At 58.4% G+C, this 25205-nt stretch carries 20 protein-coding genes and 2 pseudogenes; 7 read left to right on the top strand and 15 right to left on the bottom strand.

Annotation, left to right across the window (positions count from 1 at the left end):
• The first annotated feature begins 395 nt into the window (after positions 1-395).
• Complete coding sequence (locus ACE3UG_RS02890) at positions 396-905, top strand: AAA family ATPase (protein WP_374619935.1); 510 nt, start codon at positions 396-398, stop codon at positions 903-905.
• Positions 906-1438: 533 nt separating this feature from the next.
• Here ACE3UG_RS02890 and ACE3UG_RS02885 read toward each other — a convergent pair.
• The 4 genes from ACE3UG_RS02885 to ACE3UG_RS02870 all read right to left on the bottom strand — a co-directional run bounded on the left by ACE3UG_RS02885 (position 1439) and on the right by ACE3UG_RS02870 (position 7012).
• Positions 1439-3139: a GMC family oxidoreductase gene (locus ACE3UG_RS02885; RefSeq protein ID WP_374619374.1), complete on the bottom strand. Its 1701-nt coding sequence runs from the start codon at positions 3137-3139 to the stop codon at positions 1439-1441.
• A 178-nt stretch (positions 3140-3317) separates the two neighbouring features.
• Positions 3318-5057 carry a ClcB-like voltage-gated chloride channel protein gene (locus ACE3UG_RS02880; protein ID WP_374619933.1) on the bottom strand — a complete coding sequence of 580 codons (1740 nt, stop codon included), beginning with the start codon at positions 5055-5057 and terminating at the stop codon, positions 3318-3320.
• Between the two features lie 288 nt (positions 5058-5345).
• Positions 5346-5591 carry a hypothetical protein gene (locus ACE3UG_RS02875; protein ID WP_374619372.1) on the bottom strand — a complete coding sequence of 82 codons (246 nt, stop codon included), beginning with the start codon at positions 5589-5591 and terminating at the stop codon, positions 5346-5348.
• Positions 5592-6070: 479 nt separating this feature from the next.
• Positions 6071-7012 carry a hypothetical protein gene (locus ACE3UG_RS02870; protein ID WP_374619369.1) on the bottom strand — a complete coding sequence of 314 codons (942 nt, stop codon included), beginning with the start codon at positions 7010-7012 and terminating at the stop codon, positions 6071-6073.
• A 160-nt stretch (positions 7013-7172) separates the two neighbouring features.
• Here ACE3UG_RS02870 and ACE3UG_RS02865 point away from each other — a divergent pair, with 160 nt between their 5' ends.
• From ACE3UG_RS02865 to ACE3UG_RS02845, 5 genes and pseudogenes are all read left to right on the top strand, one after another.
• Positions 7173-7763, top strand: a complete 591-nt coding sequence (locus ACE3UG_RS02865; RefSeq protein WP_374619367.1) for a hypothetical protein — start codon at positions 7173-7175, stop codon at positions 7761-7763.
• Positions 7760-8149, top strand: coding sequence for a hypothetical protein (locus ACE3UG_RS02860; protein WP_374619364.1), 390 nt, complete (start codon positions 7760-7762; stop codon positions 8147-8149). The genes ACE3UG_RS02865 and ACE3UG_RS02860 overlap by 4 nt, the downstream gene beginning before the upstream one ends.
• Positions 8146-8964: an ImmA/IrrE family metallo-endopeptidase gene (locus tag ACE3UG_RS02855; protein ID WP_374619361.1), complete on the top strand. Its 819-nt coding sequence runs from the start codon at positions 8146-8148 to the stop codon at positions 8962-8964. Before ACE3UG_RS02860 ends, ACE3UG_RS02855 begins: the two co-directional genes overlap by 4 nt.
• An 88-nt stretch (positions 8965-9052) precedes the next feature.
• Positions 9053-9316 (top strand): annotated as a pseudogene (locus tag ACE3UG_RS02850) (integrase core domain-containing protein); the annotation flags it as partial.
• A gap of 34 nt (positions 9317-9350) precedes the next feature.
• Positions 9351-9788, top strand: a pseudogene (locus ACE3UG_RS02845) (methyl-accepting chemotaxis protein); the annotation flags it as partial.
• 69 nt (positions 9789-9857) lie between these two features.
• Here ACE3UG_RS02845 and ACE3UG_RS02840 read toward each other — a convergent pair.
• The 5 genes from ACE3UG_RS02840 to ACE3UG_RS02820 form a co-directional block, all read right to left on the bottom strand.
• Entirely contained in the window at positions 9858-11318 is a 1461-nt protein-coding gene (locus tag ACE3UG_RS02840; protein WP_374619358.1) for an NAD-dependent succinate-semialdehyde dehydrogenase, read from the bottom strand.
• Positions 11319-11386: 68 nt separating this feature from the next.
• Positions 11387-11983: a thiamine pyrophosphate-dependent enzyme gene (locus tag ACE3UG_RS02835; RefSeq protein WP_374619355.1), complete on the bottom strand. Its 597-nt coding sequence runs from the start codon at positions 11981-11983 to the stop codon at positions 11387-11389.
• 1 nt (position 11984) lies between these two features.
• Complete coding sequence (locus ACE3UG_RS02830) at positions 11985-12566, bottom strand: thiamine pyrophosphate-binding protein (RefSeq protein WP_374619352.1); 582 nt, start codon at positions 12564-12566, stop codon at positions 11985-11987.
• An 18-nt stretch (positions 12567-12584) separates the two neighbouring features.
• Positions 12585-13913, bottom strand: coding sequence for an MFS transporter (locus ACE3UG_RS02825; RefSeq protein WP_374619930.1), 1329 nt, complete (start codon positions 13911-13913; stop codon positions 12585-12587).
• Between the two features lie 119 nt (positions 13914-14032).
• Entirely contained in the window at positions 14033-15736 is a 1704-nt protein-coding gene (locus ACE3UG_RS02820) for a GMC family oxidoreductase (RefSeq protein ID WP_374619348.1), read from the bottom strand.
• Between the two features lie 169 nt (positions 15737-15905).
• Between ACE3UG_RS02820 and ACE3UG_RS02815 the strand changes: the two genes are divergently transcribed.
• Positions 15906-16724 carry an IclR family transcriptional regulator gene (locus ACE3UG_RS02815; protein WP_374619345.1) on the top strand — a complete coding sequence of 273 codons (819 nt, stop codon included), beginning with the start codon at positions 15906-15908 and terminating at the stop codon, positions 16722-16724.
• A 367-nt stretch (positions 16725-17091) separates the two neighbouring features.
• On the opposite strand, the gene ACE3UG_RS02810 is transcribed toward ACE3UG_RS02815, so the two are convergent.
• The 6 genes from ACE3UG_RS02810 to ACE3UG_RS02785 all read right to left on the bottom strand — a co-directional run.
• Entirely contained in the window at positions 17092-18609 is a 1518-nt protein-coding gene (locus ACE3UG_RS02810; RefSeq protein ID WP_374619342.1) for an MDR family MFS transporter, read from the bottom strand.
• 541 nt (positions 18610-19150) lie between these two features.
• Positions 19151-20728: a tripartite tricarboxylate transporter permease gene (locus ACE3UG_RS02805; protein ID WP_374619340.1), complete on the bottom strand. Its 1578-nt coding sequence runs from the start codon at positions 20726-20728 to the stop codon at positions 19151-19153.
• A gap of 5 nt (positions 20729-20733) precedes the next feature.
• Positions 20734-21207, bottom strand: coding sequence for a tripartite tricarboxylate transporter TctB family protein (locus tag ACE3UG_RS02800; RefSeq protein WP_374619338.1), 474 nt, complete (start codon positions 21205-21207; stop codon positions 20734-20736).
• Positions 21208-21290: 83 nt separating this feature from the next.
• A complete protein-coding gene (gene betC, locus ACE3UG_RS02795; RefSeq protein WP_374619335.1) occupies positions 21291-22883 on the bottom strand; it encodes a choline-sulfatase in 1593 nt (530 codons plus the stop codon).
• Positions 22884-22907: 24 nt separating this feature from the next.
• A complete protein-coding gene (locus tag ACE3UG_RS02790; protein WP_374619333.1) occupies positions 22908-23888 on the bottom strand; it encodes a tripartite tricarboxylate transporter substrate binding protein in 981 nt (326 codons plus the stop codon).
• Positions 23889-23953: 65 nt separating this feature from the next.
• On the bottom strand, positions 23954-25205 hold a 1252-nt coding region (locus ACE3UG_RS02785), incomplete at its 5' end, for a GMC family oxidoreductase (protein ID WP_374619330.1).

Here is a 25205-nt window from a genome sequence, read left to right as displayed (position 1 = left end):
TAAAATTTTTTATTTTGTTTTGGGTGGGGGCGTGGGGTTATTTTTTTAACAACCCTGTGGCGATAAAATATTGACCGCGCCTCATCGAACGAGCCCCAAGCCAATCGCTATAGTCGCTGGCTAAATGCCTGTGGAAAATCAGACGCCTCCTGTACCGGGCACTCGCCCCCCGCACAATCCTTATTTCATAAGGCTTTCAAGGCGCATGCTGGCAATTAGCTGGCATTTCGCTCGCGGGCGCATATGCGCATCATCCAGGGTCAGCGCAGCGCGCTTCAACCGCATGTATTTAGGCTTGAAGCTTCTCGTGGGATGTTGATGAGTCTCGGAGATCGGCTTCGCATCACCTACGACTTCAGCCAGCTCGGTGGCACCCTGCCGCGGCGGATCCTCGTCTGAGGCTCCCCGGCACCGGCGAGACCATGACAGCGAGGTCGTTTACGAAGGCTTCAGACCGGCTGTTCCTGTCGACCACCGGCACCGCCCTGATTTCCCGTCCCGATGAATGGGAAAAGCTCGTGCGCAAGGCGATCGATCAGCGCCTGGCAATCGTGTTTATCGACGAAGCCGACTCAGTTCTTGCTGATAGGTGCGACTCGAACGTCGTCGCCCTCACCAATCGGATCCTAGCCACGCTAGATGGCACCGGCGGGCGGATACCGGATGTCGCCTACATTTCAGCCACTAATCATCCGGAAGTACTCGAGCCGGCCTTACTGCGTGGCGGGCGCTTCGCGACGCAGGTAACTTGCCGTTACCCCTTTGCAAAGTACGCGGCGGCTTTTTTAGAGTGTGGCGCTCCTCGGTCACGCGCTCGAGTTAGGCTTTCGGTCGCCGAATCTCCGCGTACTGATTCAGCTCAGCCTGCGGCACCACATCCGGTTTCTCGAACTTCATCTGTGTAACGCTTGCCGCTCATACTGACCTCCTCGGTTGCCTTAAATTGTGGCTCGAAGATGTCTACGAAAGGCTGGCCGGTCCACCTCGAGAAGCATTCACTTTCTTCAAATTGAGCAAGCAGTGCTGGATGGCCGTTGAACTATCGCGGCAATCGCACGGTGATCTATGCAGATCTTTGAGCACTATTTCTGCTGTTAAACGGACACCGCCCCCTCGCCCGGCCGAATAAATATTCGGCAACAGCCGTCCAGCGAGTGCGGTCACATCAAAAATATACCGTCGTATCTATGAGCGTGCCGCCTCACCGTCACATCGATTGACCACATCTGCCCCGGAAGAGAGGCGGTCGCGAAAATTCGGGCAGCCAGATAAGTTAAGTGGAGCGGCATCGATAACGTTCGCCATGGTTACGCGCCGCATGGCCTTCGCATTGCTCTTCTTGATGTCTCCAAACCTCTTGGGTGATCCGCGCAGTCTCTGCATGCTGCGTCGATGACTTAAGCGACGCATTGTTGCGTGGTCTGAGACTGTTGAGTTTTCAGCGAGTCATTGCTTGCGCCACTGTCAACTCGACTCGCTCCTCCTTGTTCGCCTTCGACTTGCTATCGATACGAACGCCACTGCCTGCGTCGCTACGCCGCGCGGCGGCAAGAATCATGTCTGCGGCCTTCTCAGCGATCATCACAGTCGGGATATTCGTATTCCCGGAGACAAGAGTCGGCATGATCGAGCAATCAACCACCCGTATGCCTTCGACGCCTCTCACGTTGAGTGTTGCGTCGACGACGGCCATGGGGTCGTTGTCAGTTCCCATTTTTGCTGTTCCAGCCGCATGAAAGATCGTGGTCGCATACTCGCGACAGAACTGCAGAATCTCGTCATCTGTCTGCACGTCGGGACCGGGGCGATATTCGACTTTCATGTAGCGCGACATCGGCGCAGCCGACGCGACACGACGCGCAAACTTCACCCCCGACACCGTGGTGCGCCGGTCCGTTTCCGTCGAAAGGTAGTTAGGCTGAATTGCGGGAGCCTGCATCGCATCCGGCGATTTGATCTGCACACGACCACGTGACTCCGGCCTCAATTGGCAGATCGAATAAGTGCAGCCAGAGAATTCGTGAACCTCACCGGCCGTACTCTCTGCGGATAGTGTCGCAAAGTGGAATTGGATATCGGGTGTCGGATTTTCGTCGGGCAGCGCGCGGCAAAACATGCCGCCCATGTTGATCCCAACAGCCAGAGGCCCGGAACGATTTAAGGCCCAGCGCAACCCCATCCCCGCTTTGCCCCACCAAGAACGCATGGCGTCGTTAGTCGTAATGGGTTCACTCACTTCGTACATAAGACGAACCTGCAGGTGATCCTGCAAATTTTCCCCGACACCCTCAGCGAAATGCACGGGTTTGATGCCGTAGCGGTTGAGCAACTGGCTCGGACCAACACCGGAGAGTTGGAGCAATTGCGGCGATTGTATGGCGCCAGCGCAAAGCAACACTTCGCGCTTCGCACGAACTTCGTGCAGCGTGCCCCGCTTCAGATAGCGAATGCCGACTGCACGCTTTCTCTCGAAGAGTATTAGCGTGGCCTGTGCATCGATCTCCACATGAAGGTTCTTGCGATGCCGCGCCGGCTTCAAATAAGCCACAGCCGTCGAACAACGAAACCCGTTGCGAGTACTCAGCTGATAGTACCCAACGCCCTCTTGCGGGCCGCTGTTGAAATCTTCAACCTTGGGAACGCCGAGTGTCTCGGCAGCCGCGATGAAAGCATCGACCAGTCGGTTGTCCGGAGGGATGCTGGTCGCGTGCATGGGGCCGTCGCTGCCCCGCGTGTCAGACGGTCCCAGATCGTTAGTTTCTAACTTTCGGAAATACGGTAGGCAATCGCTCCACCCCCATCCACGATTGCCAAGCGACGCCCACTCGTCATAGTCTCGTTGCTGTCCACGGATATACATCAGTCCATTGATTGAACTCGATCCACCCAATGTGCGACCGCGCGGTTGGTATATCTGACGATTGGCTAGGTTGGGCTCGGGCTCGGTATAGAAGCGCCAGTTGTACACGGCATGATGCATGGTTTTCGCGTAGCCGATCGGTATGTGAATCCAAGGGTACCGATCTTCCGGGCCCGCTTCCAGCAAACACACGGAATAGCGCCCGTTTTCGGTAAGTCGATTGGCTAGTACACATCCCGCAGAACCTGCGCCGACGATCACGTAGTCAAACTCATTCATTGTTGTCTGTCTCCACATATTCGAGGTCTTAAGACAGTCACCCGATGGCATTGCGACATGGATTCGTGTGTCTTAGGATCTAGATAGACAGCCAATTTCATGCGTTCAAGACAATTCCGTTGAACGCGAAGAATTTGAGCTTGAATCGAATTTTTCGGCTCAAAAAAGCGATGACGTGCTAATCGCCATTTCCGAGCGACCCGTACGCTTCCAGAATCGACGACTTGTAAACGACCCCCAAAAGCGTAGCATCGCGGTGATCGACTACCGGCAACCGCTCCCCGTTGTGCTCGACAAATACCTCCAGAGCGTTGCCAAGCGACGTCTCTGGCGTCACGGCGCGAATCTGATCGGACTTGAGCAATTGCATCGCACTCAGGGAACGTGGGATTGTGCCGTCAATCTGCCGGGAAATTGCATCCGCGACATCTTGCACACGAACCACGCCGCGATAACGTCCCCGCGGATCGACCACGTACGCGTAGCGCACCGGGAATTCGGCAAACAAGCGGGTAATCATGGAAAAATCAGCATCGAGCGGCAATACGGTTTGGGCCGGCCGAATCATGGCACGCATGCATCCGTCGCGCACTTCCGTTCGTGACCTGGCCGCCAGGTTACGCTTGATGGTGACCTCGTACATGGATGCGTCGGCGAGCGAACGGGCGATCACATACGAGACGACAGATGCGAGCATCAGTGGAAGAATGACCTGGTAGCTCGCCGTCATTTCGAACAGCATGAGTATCGCCATGAAGGGGGCTTGCGTGGTTGCCGCCAGGAATGCGCCCATCCCCACGATGACGTAGGCGAATGCAGGGGTAGCGAAGCCCGGGGCAGACGCCTGGATGGCCGTGCCGACGAGATGCCCTAGCGCGGCGCCAACGAACAGCGTCGGCGTAAACACGCCGCCCACTGCGCCGGACCCGGTGGTCAGCCCCGTCGCGACGATCTTGAAAATCAGTAGGAGTAGAACGAAAGTCCATGGGCCCGGGTTCTGCAAAAGCCCATTCACGACGCTATATCCATTGCCCCACACCTGCGGCATCCAGATGGAAATGGCGCCGACGCCGAAACCACCGATTGCCAGCTTTGCGGGTAGTGGCAGTTGCAACCTCCCAAACGTGCGTTTCGACGTTGCGAGATATGCCAGAAAGGCGGGCGCCATGACGCCGCAAACAATGCCAAGGCCGATAAAGCCCAGCATTTCGGGGCCAAAAATTGGCGGGAAGGCCGGAATCTCGTAGGGCGTGTGATAACCCGGCAGCTCGCGCATTACGATGTTGGCCACAACGGACGCTACCAGTACTGGACCAAACGTGTTCATCGCCAATGAGCCGATGACGATTTCCGTCACGAACACAGCACCGGCAATGGGAGCGTTATAGGCACTAGTCAACCCAGCGGCCGCACCACAGGCCACAAGTACGCGCAGGCGAGCCGGATCGAGTGCGACCGCGCGACTGATCGTCGATGCGGTCAGCGCCGCAAGCTGAACCATCGAACCTTCGCGACCAATCGATCCACCAGAAACAATGCTGATCAGAGAGGACAGACTCCGCAACAAGGTTTGGCGTATCGGCAGTCTTCCGTCACCAACGGTCACTGCCTCCATGTAATCGGAGGCAGCCGGGGCGGGCATTCGCTTTGCCCAGATCAGCACATACCCGGCCAGCAATCCGCCAACGGCAGGCAAAGCGAGGCGCCAGTGCCACGGCAGCGCCTTCGCCATGGCAACAATCGATTCGGACCGGCCGACGAATGCCGTCTGCGAGACCGCAATGGCTTCTCTGAAGAGGACCGTGGCAAATGCACCGAGCACACCGCACAACGCCGCCCACACGAGCATCGTGTGATCGTCGCCCAGACGCAGCCGTCGTGCGATCCAGAGCCGCATTTCCAGAAGTTTGACTAGCACTCGCATAAACTTACGTCTCGTACTCAGGCGGTAACAGGCCTCGCCGGCATGGCGAGAATCCGATCGACGATTCGATGCCACGAAGTCTGCGAAATCCGGGGATTGCAGCGCACGCGATGGAGCCCTTGAAGGCGCATCATCGCTTCCGAGTGATGGAACTCAGCAACCATGCTCATCGCCGGCAAGAGCCCTCTGAACAGGTCTACAACTAACTATATGGTCCGGGAACCTGAACCGACCGCCCCACGGCGGCCTCCCGGATATTGAAGCGTACTGCGAATAGCGATCTCAGTCGCGCGTGTCGTGTCCTGAGTGGACGTTGAAGACGGTACCTTCCTTGATACCCGACGGCCAGTGGCTCGTCACCCGCTTCAATCGCGAGTTAAAGCGCCCACCGCACACGAGCTCCACCACTTCGATACCGCGAGCGATCTCACCCTCGGCTTCCGGAACCGTCTTGCCGTGCTCCATCGAGAGCCGCAGCGCCGACTCGTCAATGTGACGATTGAGCAAATCGCGGGACGCGAATATCACCGATGGTCGCCTGGGTGGCCGCGTCGCTCCCCCCCCAACTCTGCTGCGCCTCACGCGCGACCTCGACCGCGCAGTCCACGTCTGCCCCGCAACGAAACGCTCCACCACCTTCATTTCCACAACCCCAACGGAGTTCATGGAACCGTAAGTTCCGAAAATCATGCAGACAAACTCATATGGGAGTCATTATGCGCATAAATCGCCTCATTTGAATGAGGGCAATCCACAATTACGAACACTTTGTTCCGAAAAATATTTTCATTAGTATGACCTCCCCCCGCTTAACCGAGCACCTTAACCTAGAGATTTGCACGGAAATCTCACTTTTTGACAACAGCCCGTCGAACGCATGAACATCAAGCAGTTGGGTGAGACTCATCGCTGCGGGGCGGCCTACGGCGATAACGACAGCAATTACCCGGACCTCAGAGGTGCTGAGCTCCGGGCAACGAGCACATCGAAAACCACCTGATTCAAGCCTAGGCCGCATTCGGATTCGAACGACTGAGGACCTCGGCAATGGCCTCGAACCACGCCCGGTCATGAATCAGACGAATCTCATGCGCCGACGCCTCCAGAATCTGAGCCTTCGTCATCTGTGAGATTGCCTCCCAGTTCGCATGCGAGAGCACGTAAGTAGCGTTGTTCGTGTAGCAGCTCTCCAAAACGCAGATACCTTTGCTCGGAAATCCGAACACAACATAGTCGCCAAATCCGCCCAACCCTACGGCGATAAACTCCGGATTAAATTCGCCTACCGTTTCGAATCGTGCAGCGATGACTTGGCGGCTTTTGCCACGCCCCTTGCGGATGAAGTTTTCAAGGGCCGGCCAAGCAGTTGCCCACGGGTTCTCCCCGGCCGGCAGAAGCCGCCAATTCAGCCGCCGCACCGGAATATCTGCAGACGGGCTCATTGAGGAGTCGAGCACCTCAAACGCCCCCAACTGTTCGACAAGCATGTTTGCGGTGTTCGTGGCCACGACCGTTGCAGTGTCAACGCGCCTGAAGGGACCCGTCACGATGCAATGCCGGCCGTGCGGGGCGGTGGATAGCACGAACTCGATGGAATACGGAGCGACCCTGGTGCGCGGGTAACGGTTGTACGGAACATCAGTGACCTGCGTAACTTCAACCTTTTCCTTTCCATGCCACTGCGAGTACGTCCAGCTGATTTGGCGGTAAGCCGTCTCCATCGGTTGGTCCCGATGCACGATATCGAAGCCATTTGCGTTTCGCCGGCTCGCCGGTCCGCGCGCCGGCGGCAGCACCCGCTCACCAACTACCGCCGGACTGGAAAATCCAAGTGCCTCCAGCCGACGGGTGTGCTCCGGGAGCAACTGCACCCCAAGGTAGTACTCCTGCCCGTCAGGGATGTGCGACAGGTACCGATTGATGTCTCGCGTCTTGCGTTCTACTATCATCTGAATGTCCTCGCATACTGGAGAGGCTGAGCTACCAATGCTCCGCCTGTACCTAGTAAGACTCTCCAGAAACACGGCGCGGACGTTGTAAAAATATTTCTTCGACGGCGTCCGCAGAACACGCCCGGAGAGTCTTTGCCATTACGAGGGTTCGAGAGCCATGAGAGAAAGCCTCGATACTGACGACCGACTGAGCTCGGCGGAGGTGAAGCAGGCGTTGGAGGCAATGTCGCCAGCCGATTGGCGCCGCGTGATGTTGTTCGCACGACAGGCGTTTTCGGGAATCGGCAGCGCTTCGCACGAGGATTTGTTGCAAGAAGCGTGTGCGAAGCTTTTGGGTGGTGAGCGCGTGTGGCATCGGGGATACGCGGCAGTCCCGGCGATTGCGTCGGTCCTGGATAGCATGGCCAGCAACGCCCGCAAGCGTGAAGCAAACGGACCAATCAATGGCGACACTGTCGTAGCAAGCCGCGACGTCATGGATGAATCGGAAGTACTGGTGGCTTACGTTGAGCCGGTGGACACTCTAACCCCTGAAATTGCGGCTTCCGACGCAGAACAAGTCGCTCGACTCGAAGAGTTGCTTGCTGACGATATGGAGGCAGCATTGGTGGCGTGGGAATGGGCGGCAGGCAGGCGTGGCCAAGAGGCAGCCGAAGCATTAAGAATGGACATGCATCAATATGAAGCTGCTCGCAAGCGGCTGACCAGGAAGCTGGAAATGATGGAAGACGAAAGGAGGAAAGGATGAGCGCACCGCGCAAGCCCCAATTCTCGTCGCGCTTTCTTGAGTCGTATCTCTACGAGTTAATGGAAATCCCGGACGACGAAATCTTGGCTGGCCAAGAAATCGATGTCGTAAAGCAACGAGCAAGCGAAATTCTCGAGGCAGCTAACCGTGAAGCTGGACGAAGACGCCTTGCCGCCGCCAAGGCCCGTAGAAATAGTCAGGGTCAAACGGCGGCCCCACCGTCGTCGGCCTCACTGGATGAGGTGATGGCGTATCTTCAGGATGCGGCAAACGATGGCCGTGTAACGCTTGCCGCGCGTCAACTCAGCGATATGTCGGAGGCAGATGCTCGGCGACTCTACACTCAGCTTCGGCAGCTCCGAGACCAGCAAGGAGAAGACGAATGACGCCAGGACAGCGAGCCGAAGCACTCGTTTCTGAATTTGGCATTTCGTCCCCGGCCGAGCTTGACGTTGAAGCTATTGCGTTTGATGCAGGAATGGATGTTCGTTATGAACAGCTCGATGGCTGCGAAGCGACCCTAGTCGGATTGGGAAATCAGGCGATTGCCACCATCCGCCCGTCGGGAATTCGCGGACGGGAGCGCTTTTCCATTGCGCACGAGCTGGGGCACTGGATTTTGCACCGAGGACAATCGTTCCGGTGCCGCGCCGACGACCAAAGCGAGAATCTTTCGTCGAGCTACGAGCTGGAAAAGCAAGCCGATAGCTACGCTGCCCATCTCCTGATGCCGCGCTACCTTTTCGATCCTGCCATCCGAGCGGGCGCGAAAATTCCCACGTTCAAGCACGTTGGGGAAGTTGCCCAGTCGTTCGAAATCAGCCTCGCAGCAGCCATTATCCGAATGGCCGAGGTTGATTCATTGCCGGTCATCGTCGCCTCCTATGGCCGCCAGGGCCTTCGATGGCGAGCATCTGCACACCATATCCCTCGCCGTTGGCAACTGGCGAAAACCCTCGACACGGACAGTTTTGCTTACGACATAGTGAATGGCGTCAAGTCGACGCAGTGCTCGGGAAAACAGTCGGCAGATGCTTGGTTCACGAATGACGAAGCCGAAAACTACGAAGTCCACGAAAACTCGATGCCCGGGCGTTCTGGAGAAGCACTGGTAATGCTCTACTTGAGCGATACCGAAATGTTTGACGCCCCATACGACGCAAGGCCACAGCAAAACCAACGACACTCACGTTGGCCATAACTGATTCATGGCGTTTTGATGAGCTTGAAGCAGCGATGCATAAGCCGCGCGATGCCTTGCGAGACTACGCAGACGAGGCAGCGTTGCACAGGCGCGCGCCTTCGCTACCGGCATCGACCTGAAGCCTTTGACGACGCCGGCCGGCAGCCTGCAAAGTAACCGCATGGCGGAAAGCTTCGTGAAGACGATGAAACGCGATTACGCGGCCTTTATGCCCAAGCCCGATGCCGTGACGACCGTGCGCAATCTGGCCGTCGCATTCAAGTATTACAACGAGCATCACCCCCACAGCGCACTCACATATTGCTCGCCACGCGAGTTTCGACGAAGGACTGGTTCATCAACTCAAGTACGAGACCGTGTCCGGTGGTACGGGGGCAAATCCACAGACAAACATCATGGCCCTGAATGCCGCCGTCGAGGCGGCTCGTGCCGCCGAGCAAGGAAGAGGTTTTGCCGTGGTTGCCAGCGAGGTGCGTGCACTGGCGCAACGCTCGGCCAATGCAGCCAAGGAGATCAAATATCTCATTCACGACTCCGTGGAGCGTGTCTCGAAAGGTGCGCAGTTGGTCAACGAAGCCGGCTCAACAATGACTGAGATAGTCAGTTCCGTCGATCGCGCGAATGCCATCATGCGTCAAATCTCAGCCTCATCTGACGAACAAAGCCAGACCATCGAGCAGGTCAATGAAGCGGTCAAGCAGATGGAGCACATGACGCAGCAGAATGCAGCGCTGGTGAAAGAGGCCGCTGCGGCGGCGGAATCCCTGCAGGAACAGGCCATTGACCTCAACGATGCGATAGGTTCATTCCGTCTGGCCTGAGCATGCCGTTGCGGTCGGCGCGCTGGTTTCTGGCGTGCCGACCGTATGTCTGACTCGGCGTCTATCGGTTCAGGAGCGCACCACGACCGACTTGGTCGTCAAATACGGCTCCAGCGCCTCAATGCCGCCCTCGGATCCATAGCCGGAGTCCTTGACGCCACCAAACGGAATTTCCGGGAACGGCGTCGCTGATTGATTCACCCACAGCATGCCCGCCTGAAGGTGATCCGACAGCGCCTGTACTGTAGAGATGGACGACGTAAAGGCATACGCGGCCAGCCCGTAAGGCAGCCGGTTGGCTTCTTCAATCGCTTCCTCCAGTCGATCGAACGACCGAATGGCCGCGATCGGGCCGAAAGGCTCGCTATTGAACACCAGCGAATCCAGTGGTACATCGGCAATGACCGTCGGCTCGAAGAAGAAGCCGTCGTCGCTCATCCGTTGTCCCCCTGTGCGCAGAACGCCGCCACGGTTCACGGCGTCCTGCACCATCTCCTGCATCGCAACCACGCGACGCTCGTTGGCCAATGGCCCCATGGTGGTGCCGGGACTCAAGCCATCGGCAACTTTCAAGTCGAGCGTTGCCTCGGCAAATTCGTCAACGAACTGCTCGACCAGACTGCGGTGGACCAAAATTCGTGTCGGCGCGATGCAGACCTGACCTGCATTCCGGTATTTCCCAGCCATCGTGTTCGCGACCGCCGTGGCCACATCGGCGTCTTCGGCGACGATCACCGGAGCATGTCCCCCAAGCTCCATCGTGGATCGCTTCATGTGCGCGCCCGCGAGGCTCGCCAGTTGTTTGCCCACCTGCGTGGATCCTGTGAAGGTGATCTTCTGAATGGACGGATGGCTGATCAAGAAACTGGACACCTCTGCTGGATCGCCAAAGACCAGGCCGACGACGCCCGCAGGTATGCCTGCGTCGACAAACGTCTGGATCAGGGCCGCCGGCGACGCCGGCGTCTCCTCAGGCGCTTTCAGCAGAAACGAACAGCCGCTCGCCAGCGCCGCGCTGAGCTTGCGCACCACTTGGTTGATCGGGAAGTTCCACGGTGTGAAGGCCGCCACCGGACCGACCGGAAACTTCCTGGCCTGCACCTGCGTGTGCGGCACCCGGGCCGGGATGATTCGTCCGTAGATCCGCATGCTCTCGTCGGCAAACCACTCCACGATGCTTGCTGCAGACGCTACCTCGATCTCGGCTTCGGCCAATGGTTTGCCCTGCTCCATCGTCATCGTCACGGCAATCGACTTGACCCGCTCACGCAGCAGCGCTGCCGCGCGGCGCATGATCGATGCCCGCTCTACAGCGGGCGTCGCCGCCCAAACCTTCCATCCTTTTTCCGCAGCGAGGGCGGCTCGTTCAAGATCCTTCTGGCTGGCTTTCGCAACATAGCCAATGCGTTTCAGATTCGCCGGGTTGATGACCGCAATTCGTTTGCGCTCATTGCCTTCAATCCATTTGCCGTCGATCAGCAGACGCGTATCCGCGTAGCTCGTTTCCGAGGTAAGTTCCAGTGCGTTCATTGTTCTGAGGGGATTCCGGACAAAAAAATGCCCCCGATCACTCAGGGGCATCCATGGCGCTTCACAGGTTAGCCAGCCAGGGCTTCGCGTATGACACGCAGTTCGTCACCCATGCGGGTAAAACGCGCGTCGGTCATCTCGATTGCAGGGAATGCTTCTCCCAGTGTGGGCGCGGCGCTATCGACCGCCAGTTCGACGAAAGTCGGCGCCGGCGCATCGAGAATGTCGGCCAGACGGGCTTTGAACTCATCGGCCGACCCGACACGAAATGTCGACCGATAGCCGGCGGCGTGGGCCAGACCAGCAAAGTCTGTCGACGTGCAGCCCGGTGTATCAAGATTTCCCAGTCCGGCGAACTGCACGCCGTTGTTCAGGACGAAGTGCACGAAGTTGTGCGGTCGCGCCTGAGCGACGGTCACCAATCCGCCCAACTCCATGAGCAAGCTGGCATCTCCATCGAGCACCACCACCTGCTTATCCTTGCGAGCTAGCGCGATCCCGAGCCCCAGAGACGCAGCTCCGCCCATCAAGGGTACGCACGCGACGCTCAGTACCCCGGCATCCAGCTTGTCCATAACGTTCATGGCGCCCATGGTGGTGACGTAGACGGCATGGGGTTCGGCTTCTGTAATCGCCTGGCATGCGAAATTCGGTGACATCGTCATCTCAAGCCTCCAGTGTTGACATGGCGTTGACGCTTTCAGCGCCGACCTCGGACCAGCCGAGGAAGTGGCCGGCAATTGCCACCGCAGGACCGCTGCGCTGTCGTGACGCGTTCCATGCGCTCACCAACCCGTCGGCGTCCTTCGACGACTCAAGCCGCCAGTACGGAATGTCGAGCGTGTCGAGCAACGGCTCAAGCATCCGGACCATCAGGCGTTTCGACGCCAACGGCGATTGCCCCAGATTGGAAAACTCGCGACCGAACTGCCCCACAAGGAAGCAAAGCGGGATTGACGAATCCAGGCCAAGCGCTCGAACGCTGTTAATGCACGCATAGAAGCCTTGGTTCTGCATCAACAGGACGGCGTTCTGGCCGCCCGCATACAAGCCCGCCGCCACTTCGACCGCCTGATCTTCCGTCGCCGTATTCGTCACCTGAATGCCAACATCGGGGGCTTCCAGCGCCTGATGTAGCGCGATCTGCAGCATGTCGGGCACGGTGACGACATGCTTGACGCCGCACTTGTGCAGACGATCCAGAATGTCGTTCGCGCTTACCGAATACTGCGCGTACTCTTTGTTCATGATTTACCTCTTTTTCTTTCAGTAGGACGACTTCGAGAGTCGTGCGCGGTTCGACATTTCACGCGATGGCTTGCGCGTCGCAATACCATCCTGAAGACCGCGCCGCTTGATGGCGACGGCGCACACCGACGACAGCACACCGGACACCGCCACGTAAGCACAGACATACCAGGGGCTACCGCCGTTCATCGTGACCAGAACAGTGGCGATGATCGGCGTGATGCCGCCCGCAGTGATGCTCGAGAACTGGTAGACGAAGGAGATGCCGGTATAGCGAACACGTGCGTCGAAGAGTTCACACAGGAATACGGCGACAGTGCCGTAGACAGCGGCGTAGAAAACACCGTAGGGAATAGCAATCGCAGCCCAGATCATCCAGGTGTGCTTCGCCATATGGGTGAAGATCCAGAATGCCGGGTACACCGACGCCGCCGTGATTATTGCCGCAACCGCATACAGGCTTGGGCGGCCGACGCGATCGGAAAGCGCACCGAAAATCGGGATGAAGACGGTCAGAACGAGCGCACCTATGCCCACGCCGACGAGCGCATCGCCACGGGACATGCCAATGTGACCGGTCAGATAGCTGATCGCGAACACGCTGAAGATGTTGAAGAACACCCCATCGATATGGCGAGCACCGAGGCCGAGTACGATGTTGCCCGGAAAGCGCTTGAGCATATCCACGAAGGGGACTTTCGCCTCACCACCTTCTGCCTTGATCTTCGCGAATTCGGGCGTTTCCATCACCCTCAGACGGATCCACATGCCGAACAGGACGAAGATGAAGGAAAGACCGAACGCGAGACGCCATCCCCATGCCATGAATTGTGCATCGGTGAGCGCGGCCGACAGCAAGGCGATAATGCCCGCCGACAGCAACACGCCAACAGACAAGCCAATCTGCGGAAGGCTCGCGTAGAAGCCGCGTCGCTCGTGCGGCGCATACTCGTAAGCCATCAGGACGGCACCGCCCCACTCACCGCCAAGACCGATCCCCTGGATGATCCGGAACAACAGGAGTAAGCCGGGAGCCCAATAGCCAATCTGGGCATAGGTGGGAATGAGGCCAATGGCTACGGTCGATACCCCCATGATCATCAGCGTGATGACCAGCATGCTCTTTCGGCCGACCTTGTCGCCGAAGTGACCGAATACAATTCCCCCAAGCGGCCGCGCGACGAAGCCTACCGCGAACGTCGCATATGCCAGCATGGTCGACGTAGCATCATCACCGGTCGGGAAGTACAGCTTATTCAACACCAGACTTGCGACTACGCCGTACAGGAAAAAGTCGTACCACTCGATGACTGCACCAATAACGCTCGCCGTGGCCACACGACGCATGGCTTTTGCATTGTTGTTCATAGTGTCTCCAATCCTCTTGGATGATTCGCGCAGCCTTTACGTGCTGCGTCGAGAACTCGACTGGCGCACTGCATGCGCCGTATCGGGCTTCTAAATCTTTATCGGTTGATACCGCAACTTGCTGCTACCAGTTCGATGTGCGCCTCCTTGTTCGTTTGGGCCGTGCTATTGATGCGAATTTCGCCGCCCGTCTCCTGACGCCCTGCGGCGACGAGGATCATGTCTGCTGCCTTCTCGGCAATCATGACGGTCGGAATATTCGTATTCCCGGAAACCAGCGTCGGCATGATGGAGCAGTCCACAACGCGAATGCCTTCGACGCCGCGCACATTCAACTGCGCGTCGACCACGGCCATCGGATCACTGTCCGGGCCCATCTTGGTCGTGCCGGACGGGTGGAAAATCGTCGTGGCGTATTCGCGACAGAACTGCAGAATCTCGTCGTCCGTACGGACATCGGGACCCGGCCGATATTCCAGTTTCATGTAGCGGGACATCGGCGCAGCCGATGCGACGCGGCGGGCGTACTTCACACCGGCCACTGTGGTTCGGCGGTCCGTTTCAGTGGAGAGATAGTTGGGCTGAATCGCCGGGGCTTGCATTGCGTCGAGCGACTTGATGCGCACGTGACCGCGAGATTCGGGACGAAGCTGGCAGATTGAATACGTGCAACCAGGGAACTCGTGCACCTGGCCTGCCGTGTTTTCTGCGGAAAGCGTCGCGAAATGGAACTGAATGTCCGGCGTCGGATTCTCGTTCGGAAGGGCACGACAGAACATGCCGCCCATGTTGATGCCAACCGCGAGCGGACCCGAGCGATTCAGCATCCATTTGAGGCCCATCCCCGCCTTGCCCCACCACGTACGCATGGCGTCATTGGTCGTGATAGGCTCGCTCACTTCGTACATCAGACGAACCTGAAGGTGATCCTGCAGGTTTTCGCCCACACCTTCCGACACGTGAACCGGCTTGATGCCATATTGACTGAGCAATTTGCTCGGGCCCACGCCAGAGAGTTGCAACAGTTGCGGCGACTGAATGGCACCAGCGCAAAGCAGCACTTCACGTTTGGCGCGGATGTCATGCAACGTGCCGAGCTTTTGGTAGCGGACGCCAATTGCGCGTTTGCCCTCGAACAGAATCAACGTCGCCTGTGCGCCGGTCTCCACGTTCAAGTTCTTGCGATGACGGATAGGCTTGAGATACGCCACCGCCGTCGAGCAGCGAAAGCCCTTGTGCGTGCTGAGCTGAAAGTACCCCACGCCCTCCTGCGGACCGCTGTTGAAGTCGTTCACGCGCGGCACGCCAAGTGATTCGGACGCGGCGATAAAGGCATCCACCAGCTTGTTGTTGGGCGGGATGCTGGTGGCATGCATGGGACCTTCCCCGCCGCGTGTTTCCGACGCCCCGAGATCGTTGGTTTCAAGCTTCCGGAAGTACGGCAGGCAATCCTTCCAGCTCCAGCCGCGATTGCCGAGAGACGCCCACTCGTCATAGTCGCGCTGTTGGCCGCGAATGTAGATCAAACCGTTGATGGAGCTGGAGCCGCCCAAGGTACGCCCGCGCGGCTGATAAATCTGGCGATTGTCGAGATTCGGCTCCGGCTCGGTATAGAAGCGCCAGTTGTAGTCGGTATGCTGCATCGTCTTCGCATAGCCGATGGGAATGTGAATCCATGGGTACTTGTCCTCGGGGCCTGCCTCCAGCAAACACACGGAATAGCGGCCATTTTCGCTAAGACGATTCGCCAGTACACACCCTGCAGAACCCGCGCCGACGATGACATAGTCGAACTCTTTCATTGCTGCTTGTCTCCACTTGTTCGAGGACTTTCCTGTGTCCTTCGATGGCATTGCGAGTCAGATTCGCGTGCCTTAGTATCTTGATAAACAGCCAAATTCGATCGCTCAAGGCATTCCAACCTTTAACCGAGAATTTGAGTCAGAATCCAAATTTTCGACCCAAAAAACGATGACGTCGACTCCGCCGAGCACTCCCGAATTCAACGCAAACTCATCCGATCACAAGCTGCTTCGGGTGCTGCGGATGCTCGAACGAATCTCCATTTCGGGCGAGCCCGCAACCATTGCGCAGATCGCCATGCGACTCGAGATTCCCAAGGCGAGCGCGGCGCGTCTGGTCGATATGCTCGTTGGCGAGCGCTTTCTGACGCGCATGCCGAATGAGCGCGGGTTAATACCAGGCCCACGCTCTACAAGCCTTGCACTGTCAACGCTGAACAACAATTCGTTCCGGCGCCTATGCCGCGCGGTGCTGAGGAGCATCGTCGATAAACTCGGAGAGACATGTAACGTTTCAGCGCTGGACGGCGACAGGGTGCTGTATCTGGAGCGCGTTGAAACGGCTGAGCCACTGCGTATGCACCTCGATCTCGGATCCCGCCACCCATTGCATTGCACTGCCGGCGGCAAGCTCTTTCTGTCGCAGATGTCCCTTCTCGAGCGCTCGGCGCTGCTGGATCGCATTCCTCTGGTCCAGGCAACGCCACGCTCGCTCACCAATCGCAGCGCGTTGGACAGTGAACTGAACCGCCTTCGCGATCTCGGCTACGGTGTCGATGCAGAAGAGTTCGTGGTCGGCATGGTTGGCGTGGCAGTACCGGTTCTGATCGGCTCACGCCGTTGCGGCATGGCATTGGTCTGCCACGCGGCATCCGCAAGGTCGAGCCTCGATCGACTCATCACACAGCTTCCGTTGCTCCGCGAAGGCGCCAAGCAACTTCAGACCCTTTTCGACGATCCATGCGCATCGCTCGCACCGGATGCGTGATCGTTACGTCGCGGTATCCGGGGGCCATGGCAGTCACCGACGCGCCTGCGCGTCGACGTCTCACGCAAATATCGGTGTGACCCCGATCATGAGCACGCTTGACTCGTCTCGATCGAATGCACGCACAATCATGACTTATGTTGCATTAATACAACGCAATACACTTTAGAGAGATCAATGCGCGAGTGTCAACCCACATCGCGCCGGGATAAACTCGCAGCAACGACTTCAAGCGCACTTCGACACACCGGTCGCTGCGACTCAGACCATATTTTGCGTTTCATTTGGGTGAGTTCGATCTCGCAGCCCCGATCATGCTGTTCAACCAGATCAAGCGCCGCACGGAGGCTTGATCTGGTCGACATCGTCAATGTCCGACGTCCGCCGCAGCCGCGCTGTCGGTCTTTCCTCGAAGCATCGCGTTGGGTGCGCGCATGCTCAATACAAATGCCGTCAGCATCAAGACTGCAATGCCGACGAATGCAACGCAGAAGGTGCTCGGCGGGAGCGCCATCGTCGTTGCAGCGCTTTCGAGAGGAGCATGGCTTTTCACCGCTTGTCCCGCCGTGTTTGCATGTAACTGATATTCGAGGTATGACCCGACGCCTGCGCCACCGAGCATGCTGCCAATGGAGCGAAGCAACAACAGCGTTCCTGTTGCGGCCCCCATGTCACCTGGCTTTGCTGCGTTCTGCACGACCATGAGGGTACCGACCGTGGTGGAACCCAGGCCCGCACCTGCCACCACCGTCAGGACGACGCTCACCGTGATCCCCAAATGGCCGAAGGCGATGGCCAACGTGCAGAATCCGACGGTCGTCAGCACGGGGCCGCCAATCAAAACGGGCTTCATTCTCCCGATCGCCTTGGCCAAACGGCCAGTTACATAGTTGCCCAGCACGTTCGCGGCAAGAAACGGGATCATGAGCAATCCTGAATCCGTGGCGTCAGCGTGGAAAATCGTCTGATAGAAGATGGGCAGAACAAAGAGAGACGCAAACACTCCCGCTGCCGACAATGTGGAAATGATCGTCGACGACACAAGACTGGCGTCGTCGAACAACCGCGGCGGGAACAGACCATCGCCACGGCGGCGTTGCTGAAACGAAAGCAGCCACAGACCGAGCACGGCAAACGAAATCAAGCCGAGCATCTTCGACGAGATCCAACCGACGGTGTTTCCACCGAGCGTCAAAATCAGCAGCAACGCACTTACTGAAATGACCATCAGCAGACTGCCAAGAGCATCGAATCTCGCCTCGCCAACACTGACAACATTCTTCGCGGGAAGCCCTCGGCGGCAGAGCGTCAGGGCGATAAGTCCCAACGGCAGATTCACCCAGAACAGCCACTTCCACGAAGCGTGATCCGCCAAGTATCCGCCGACGAGCGGGCCGGCAATCGATGCAACAGCCCACACGCCGGCAAGATAGCCTTGATAACGGCCGCGCTCACGCGGCGACACCGCGTCGGCAATGGCCGCCTGAGCCAACGACATCAAGCCACCGCCGCCGAGGCCTTGCAGCGCACGGAAAATAACGAGTTGCCAGATGCTGGTTGCGAACCCACAGACGACCGACGCAACGATGAAGATGGTCAGGGAAATTTCGAGCAGCCGACGCCGCCCGTGCACATCGGACAAACGACCATAGATAGGTGCGGAGACCGTAGATGCCAATAAATAGGCCGTCAGGATCCACGACAGATTTCGATGGTTGTGCAGATTCTGCGCGATGGCCGGGATCGCGGGAATGACAACGGTCTGGTCCAATGCAGCCAGAAAAATGCAGATGACGATGCCACTGAGGACTTTCAATACGGCCCTGTGCCGGTCTTCGGCGTGGCTTAAATCTGTGTTACTCATGGTTCGGTTGAAGTTTGCCACACACGCGGGACTCTCCCGTCGAGGCCGGATGCGGTGACTTTGAGGTAATCGATTCGATATCGATGTGAAACAGCAGAAGGACTGTCGGCATGGATCGAGCATGACCGTTCGATGGGTGGGGACAGCGCGAAGTTACGGCGCAGACGAGCGACGAACGGGACTGGATTGCTCACGTAGGCCTGCTTCGTCTCGATATTCCCCGTTCGAAAAACGAACATAGCGGCCAGCATATCTCGCCATGCGATGCTATCAGCCGGGGAAAAATATCAACATGACTGTTTCGATATCTTGAACTCCAATCTCCCCCAAAAAGGCGTCAACCATGGTTTCATCAAATTGCCGAGGCACTCTGGGAGGATCTTGATTGCTCGTTTACCGACTATTCACCGTGTGTGGCTGAGCCCGGTGATTCAGAGGGCCGTTCCACTTGTCGAGCAGACGGTAGAACTCGGCCGCAACGCGTTGCACCACCCGTCCGATGGCCACAGCCTTCGAACGGGCGGTATTGAGGCAGACGACGAACGCATTCGCGAGGAGTGCGTCAAATGTCGCCCGACTCTGAGTTGCAGCTTGCAGTGCGCTCACTTTGCTTACGTTGGCTTTCGGGAAACGCATTCATCTTCGCAGCCCCTTGTCGATTACGCCATGACGAATACATCACAGCGAGCAACAGGAAAGCCGATGCGGCGACAAATGCGGCGCTGATCGGGTGCTCCACGAACACTCGCATGTCCCCTCGCGACAGCAACAGCGCACGCCGGAAGTTCTCTTCCACCATTGGGCCAAGAACGAAGCCAAGCAGAATGGGCGCGACCGAGAACCGAAGCCACGAGAGGAGCGCCCCAATGACGCCGAAGGCAAGCACCTCCCACACCTGGAATAGGCTGTTTTGCGTGCTGAATACGCCCACCACGATGAAAAACATGGCGGACGGGAACATATACCGGTATGGAACGCGCAACAGCTTTACCCACACACCGATGAGCGGAATGTTCAGAACCATCAGCAGAATGTTACCGATCCAGAAGCTGGCGATCAGGCCCCAGAAGATATCCGGATGGTCGCTGATCAATTGCGGCCCCGGGGTGATGCCCTGAACCAGCAGTGCCCCAAGGATAAGCGCCATGACGGCGTCTCCGGGAATACCAAGGCTCATGGTCGGCACGAAATCTACCTGCGTCTTCGAGTGGGCCGATGCCTCCGGCGCAGCAACTCCCGCAATCATGCCCGTTCCGAATTTGTCTGGCGTCCTTGATATCTTTCGCTCCAGCGCATATGCGATGAAGGTCGTGATGGTCGGTCCCGTGCCCGGCATGGCGCCGAACAATGTGCCCACGCCAGTACCCCGCACCATTGGCCAGAATGCGGTCTTGAGTTCTGCCAAGCTCGGACGCATATCCCGCAGTCGCAGCTTCGCGTTGGCAGTCACCACGCGCATCCGGTTTACGTTGAGCAGGAAGTCCGCCACGCCGAACAGGCCCATGGCGATGGCCACCAGTTCAAGGCCATCACTCAGTTCCGGAATGCCCATCGTGAAACGGAAAGTCCCGCTGTTCGGGTCAGTGCCGACGATTCCGCACAGCATGCCGAAAAGGGTCATGGCCACCCCCTTCAACGGCGATCCGCGCGACATCGTGGAGCCCGCCAGCAAGCCCAGCAACATGATGGAGAACAGCTCTGCCGGGCCGAACTTGAATGCGACCGCCGTCAGCAGGGGGGAAGCAAAGATCATCACGATGATGCCCACCGACGCAGCAAAAAACGAGCAAATCATTGTAATGCCTAGCGCCGTGCCCCCCTTGCCTGCCCGGGTCATCGGGTAGCCGTCCAAGCAGGTGACCGCGTGGGGCGGATGCGAGGGAAGGTTCAGGAGAATCGCCCCGATCGCGCCGCCGTATTGCGAACCGTAGAAAATGCCCGCCAGCATCAGAATAGCCGGGACAGGGTGCATCGCGTATGTCAGCGGCATAAGAATGGAGATGGCCGAGAGTGCGCCCATGCCCGGCAGCACGCCGATCAGGTTGCCGACCAGCACTCCGAACAGCGACCAGAGTAGGTTTGAGCCCTGGAGGGCAACGCCGAAGCCAAACCAGAGGTTGTGCAATGCGGTGGAATCCATGATGCTCAAGTCCCCCATGCGAACAGCGGGAGCTGCAGTTGCAGCGCCCACGAGAACACAACAGCAGCGACGATGCACATCGCCATCGCCAGTAGCGCGGCTTGCTTGACGGTGTTGGTACGATCACCAAGCGCTGAGATGAAAACGATCGAGAAGGTCGCGGGAATGAGGCCGCCATACGTGCCGAGCAGCAGGAATGACAGTGCCCCAAGAATGATGCATGCGATGCCGCGCAAGTCCGGAAGTCCGTGCCCGTGGCCCTCTCCTGGCACCTCAGCCGCTGTGCCGTTCGCCGTGCCGGCTATCAGAATGCCAACGAAGGCTAATAATGCGCCGATCGCGACCGGGAAAAATCCCGGCCCCATGCGGCTCAATGTGCCGGTGTGGTATTGCAGGCCCGACGTCAGCGCGACAAGCCCAACCAGGGTCATCAAAGTGCCGCCAAAATGGTCCTTTTTGAAGCGTGATGTGGTATCCATCGCTTACCTCCTATATTTTGTCTCCCGACCCGTGTATGCCATCGTGGATGCACGGGCCGCGCCGTCGACTGCACCGCCGCCTTTTAGCCTGCCAACGTTGGCGCATCTGCATGCGCCAAATCCTGTGGGCTCGATTGCGGGGCCGGGGGCACGTACGGGAAACGTGCGCGCCCCTTGACGGCGACAGTACCCTCTTGATCGCCGCCACCGCGCACGTAGCGCTGCTTGTCGCCTTTGCGCACTTCGTGCGACCAGTTATCGCGCTGGCTATTGTTTTTGCTGACCGTCCAGATCAGTTCGCGCTCTGCCTGGCTTTCAAGAACACGCTGGTTAATCGCGTCAGGATCCCAGTCACTCAGCAGCGCGGCGTGCAAGTGGCGCTCGATCTCGGCCGTTTCCGGACGGCCGCTCAAGTTCTCGTGTTCCAGAGGGTCCTTTGACAAGTCGAACAACATGGGCGGATGTCCGTGCACGTATATGTACTTGAAGCTGCCTTCGCGAATCATCCGGCACGGCGCACATACGCCCATGTCACTGTACTCGGACACGACACGACCGCCGTCCTGGGCTTTCGCACCACCCGCCACGTCCGACAGGTCTACGCCGTCGAGCGGCGTGGTCACGTCTAATTTTCCGTCGTTGGCGAGCGACAGGAGTGTGGGCATCAGATCTACCAGAGACACGTTCTTCTCAACCCTGTGTCCTTTGCGAATGCCAGGCCCGCTCAAGATCAGCGGCACACGCGCCGCGCTTTCGAAGAACGTCTGCTTGAACCACATGCCTCGCTCCCCAAGCATTTCACCATGATCGCTTGTGAAAACAACGATGGAATCGTCGAGGAGGTCCGTCTCCTTGAGCAGAGCCATCAACTCGCCAACCTTGTCATCGACATAGCTCACCATCCCATAGTAGGCATGACGTGCGTTGCGCACGTGAGCGGGCGTGACCTCGATGCGGTCACGCCCGTGGGAGTAGTAAAGCCAGCGACTGTGGACGTCCAGCGCCTCGAGCGGTATAGCGCCGGTACGCGGCATATCGATGTCGTCGTGGCGGTAACGATCCCAGTGCGCCTTTGACGCTGTGTAGGGTGAATGTGGATGCGAGAACGAGACTGTCAAGAAGAACGGCCGGTCACTGGTGTCGCGCGCGAGATCGAATATCTTCTGCTTCGCGAGAAAGGCAGTTTCCTCGTCGTAGTCGAGCTGCAAACTGCGAAGACACGACCCTGACTCCACCACGGCGCGCATGCTGATGCCCGTGGGGGCATTGCGCGGTCCGGCGTTCCAGTCTGGCACCCAAGCAAAGTCGGCAGGATAGATGTCCGTATTCAGGCGCTCAGAATAGCCGTGCAACTGGTCCGGGCCGACGAAATGCATCTTCCCGCTCAGCGCTGTGCCGTACCCGAGCTTACGCAGGTAATGCAGCAGCGTAGGCTGTGCGGCAGGTAATTCACTGGCGTTGTCGAATGCTTCAATTGCGTGCGGCAACCGGCCCGTCAGCATCGAGTAGCGCGACGGTGCACAGATCGGGAAGTTGCAGTAAGCATTCTCGAAAGTCACACCGTTTTCGCCCAGTGCCGCGATATTGGGCGCTTTGACGATCCGGTTGCCATAGTTCTCGAGTGCAAAGACGGTCAGTTGGTCTGCCATCAGAAGAATAATATTGGGGCGACGCATGGCTTGTTTCCTCTGCTTATGAATTTACTCAAGGGTGATGCCAGCGGCCTTGATCAACGGACCGTAGACTTGGAGGTCGGTTTGCAACTGCTTCTGCAAATCCTCCGGGGGCGAAATGCGTGGGTCGGTGCCGCGCTGACGCAATGCATCCAATGCCTCAGGGGTACGCGCAGAGGCGAGTGCCTGCTGCAGCTTCTCGATGACGTTGGCGGGCGTGCCGGCAGGGGCCATCAGCCCATACCAAGCACTGGCTTCGTAGCCCGGCACTCCGGACTCGGCGATTGTGGGAACATTGGGCACGACCGGCGAGCGCGTGGTGCCGCCCAATCCAACCGCACGTAGCTTGCCAGACTGGATGGCACTCAACGATGCGGGCAGGTTGGTGAACATCATGGAGACGCGTCCGGCCATGACGTCCGTCACCGCCGGAGCTGCCCCCTTGTAGGTAATGTTGCGGATACGCACGCCGGCCATCGTTTTGAATTTCTCCGCAGCCAAGTGTGCCGGACTACCATTACCCGCTGACGCGTAGGTCAATTCGTCCGGATGCTGCTTTGCATAGCTGATCAGTTCTCCGACCGTTTTAGCCGGTACGGAGGGATGCACAACAAGTACGTTGGGGACATAGACCAGCAACGACACCGGGGTGAAGCTCTTGATCGGGTCGTACGGCATGTTGCGGAACAGGAACTTGTTGACCGCGTTGTTGCTGCTTCCGAGCAGCAGCGTGTAGCCGTCGGGGCGCGCTTTTGCAACATAGTCGGAGCCGATGTTCGTACCAGCGCCGGGGCGATTCTCGACGATGACCGACTGTCCGAGGCTTGCGGAAATCTTCTGGCTGACGACGCGGGCGACGAAATCGGCCACACCTCCCGGCGGCCAAGGCACAACGATCGTGACGGGCTTATCCGGCCACTTGGCCTCGTCGGCGTACGACGAGGAACTTACGGCGGCGATAACGCACATGAAACATAGGGAACACAAAGCAGTCAGGCGCGTAAACATTTTGCTGTCTCCAAGATATTTATTTGATGCACCACATGTTTTCCGACAATTGCGTAAGCAGCGAACTAATGGATCTCCTCCAGCTCAACGGCACGGGACAGAAGCGCTTGGTCGGCGAGGATCATGTCGGCCGCCTTCTCAGCGATCATGATGACGGGGGCGTTGGTGTTGCCGGAGACGATCTCGGGCATGATCGAAGCGTCGACGACGCGCAGATGTCCGATCCCCCTCACTCTTAGGCGCTCGTCGACCACCGCCATAGCATCGATACCCATCTTGCAGGTACCGGTAGGGTGGTAAATGGTCTGACTGTAGCGACGGGCCACATCGAGCAGTTCGGCGTCGGTCTGGAACTGGCCGCCCGGGACATACTCCGAGACGATGTAGGGCGCTAGTGAAGGTGCCTGAGCGATGCGGCGCGCAACCTTAATGCCGCCGATTACGACGGGATGATCGCGCTCGTCGGACAGGTACTTCGGCTGGATAGCTGGATATTCCAATGGATTGTTCGAGCGGATCTGGACATTGCCCCGGCTGTATGGACGAAGCTGACAGACCGACGAAGTGAAAGCCGAAAACGGGTGCGCGCCGTCGCCAGGCTTGTCCGCACTCAACGGCTGCATGTGGAACTGAATGTCTGGGCGCTCCACGTTCGGCCCCGAACGAGTAAAGATGGCAACTTGGCTTGCGGCCAACGTTAACGGACCGGTTCGCGAGAGCGCATATTGCAAACCGATCCAAGCTTTGCGAATCGGGTTGTTCACCTCGTCGTTGAGGGTGCGCTCGCGCGTCTTGAATACGAGTCGAACCTGGAGGTGATCCTGCAGGTTCTCGCCGACGCCAGGTAACGCGTGGCGGACAACCACGCCCGCGCTGCGCAACACCTCAATCGGGCCCACCCCCGACTGTTGCAGTATCTGCGGGGAACCGATTGCGCCCGCGCTCAGGATGACTTCCGCGTTGGCGCGGGCCTGCCTCACCTGTCCGGCGCTGATGTACTCTACCCCGACGGCACGCTTGCCTTCGAACAGGACGCGCGTGGTTTGCGCGCCAGTTTCGACGATGAGGTTGGGACGATTGCGCGCCGGCTTCAGAAATCCCTTGGCCGTACTCCAGCGCAGCCCTTTGTAGGCCGTTTGCTGGAAATACCCAACGCCCTCTTGGCTGACACCGTTGTAGTCGTCGTTGAAGGGAATACCAATGTCGCGCGCAGCAGCGATAAACCGCTCGGCGATACGCCGACGCAACCGGAGGTCGGAGACCTTCAGCAGCCCGCCTACGCCGTGATACTCGTTTGCGCCGCGCTCCTGATCCTCC

It is taken from the genome of Pandoraea sp. (genome assembly GCF_041919235.1).
Classification (GTDB): domain Bacteria; phylum Pseudomonadota; class Gammaproteobacteria; order Burkholderiales; family Burkholderiaceae; genus Pandoraea.
Note: the sequence above shows the minus strand (reverse complement) of the source record. Positions and strands in the feature narration are given on the sequence as shown.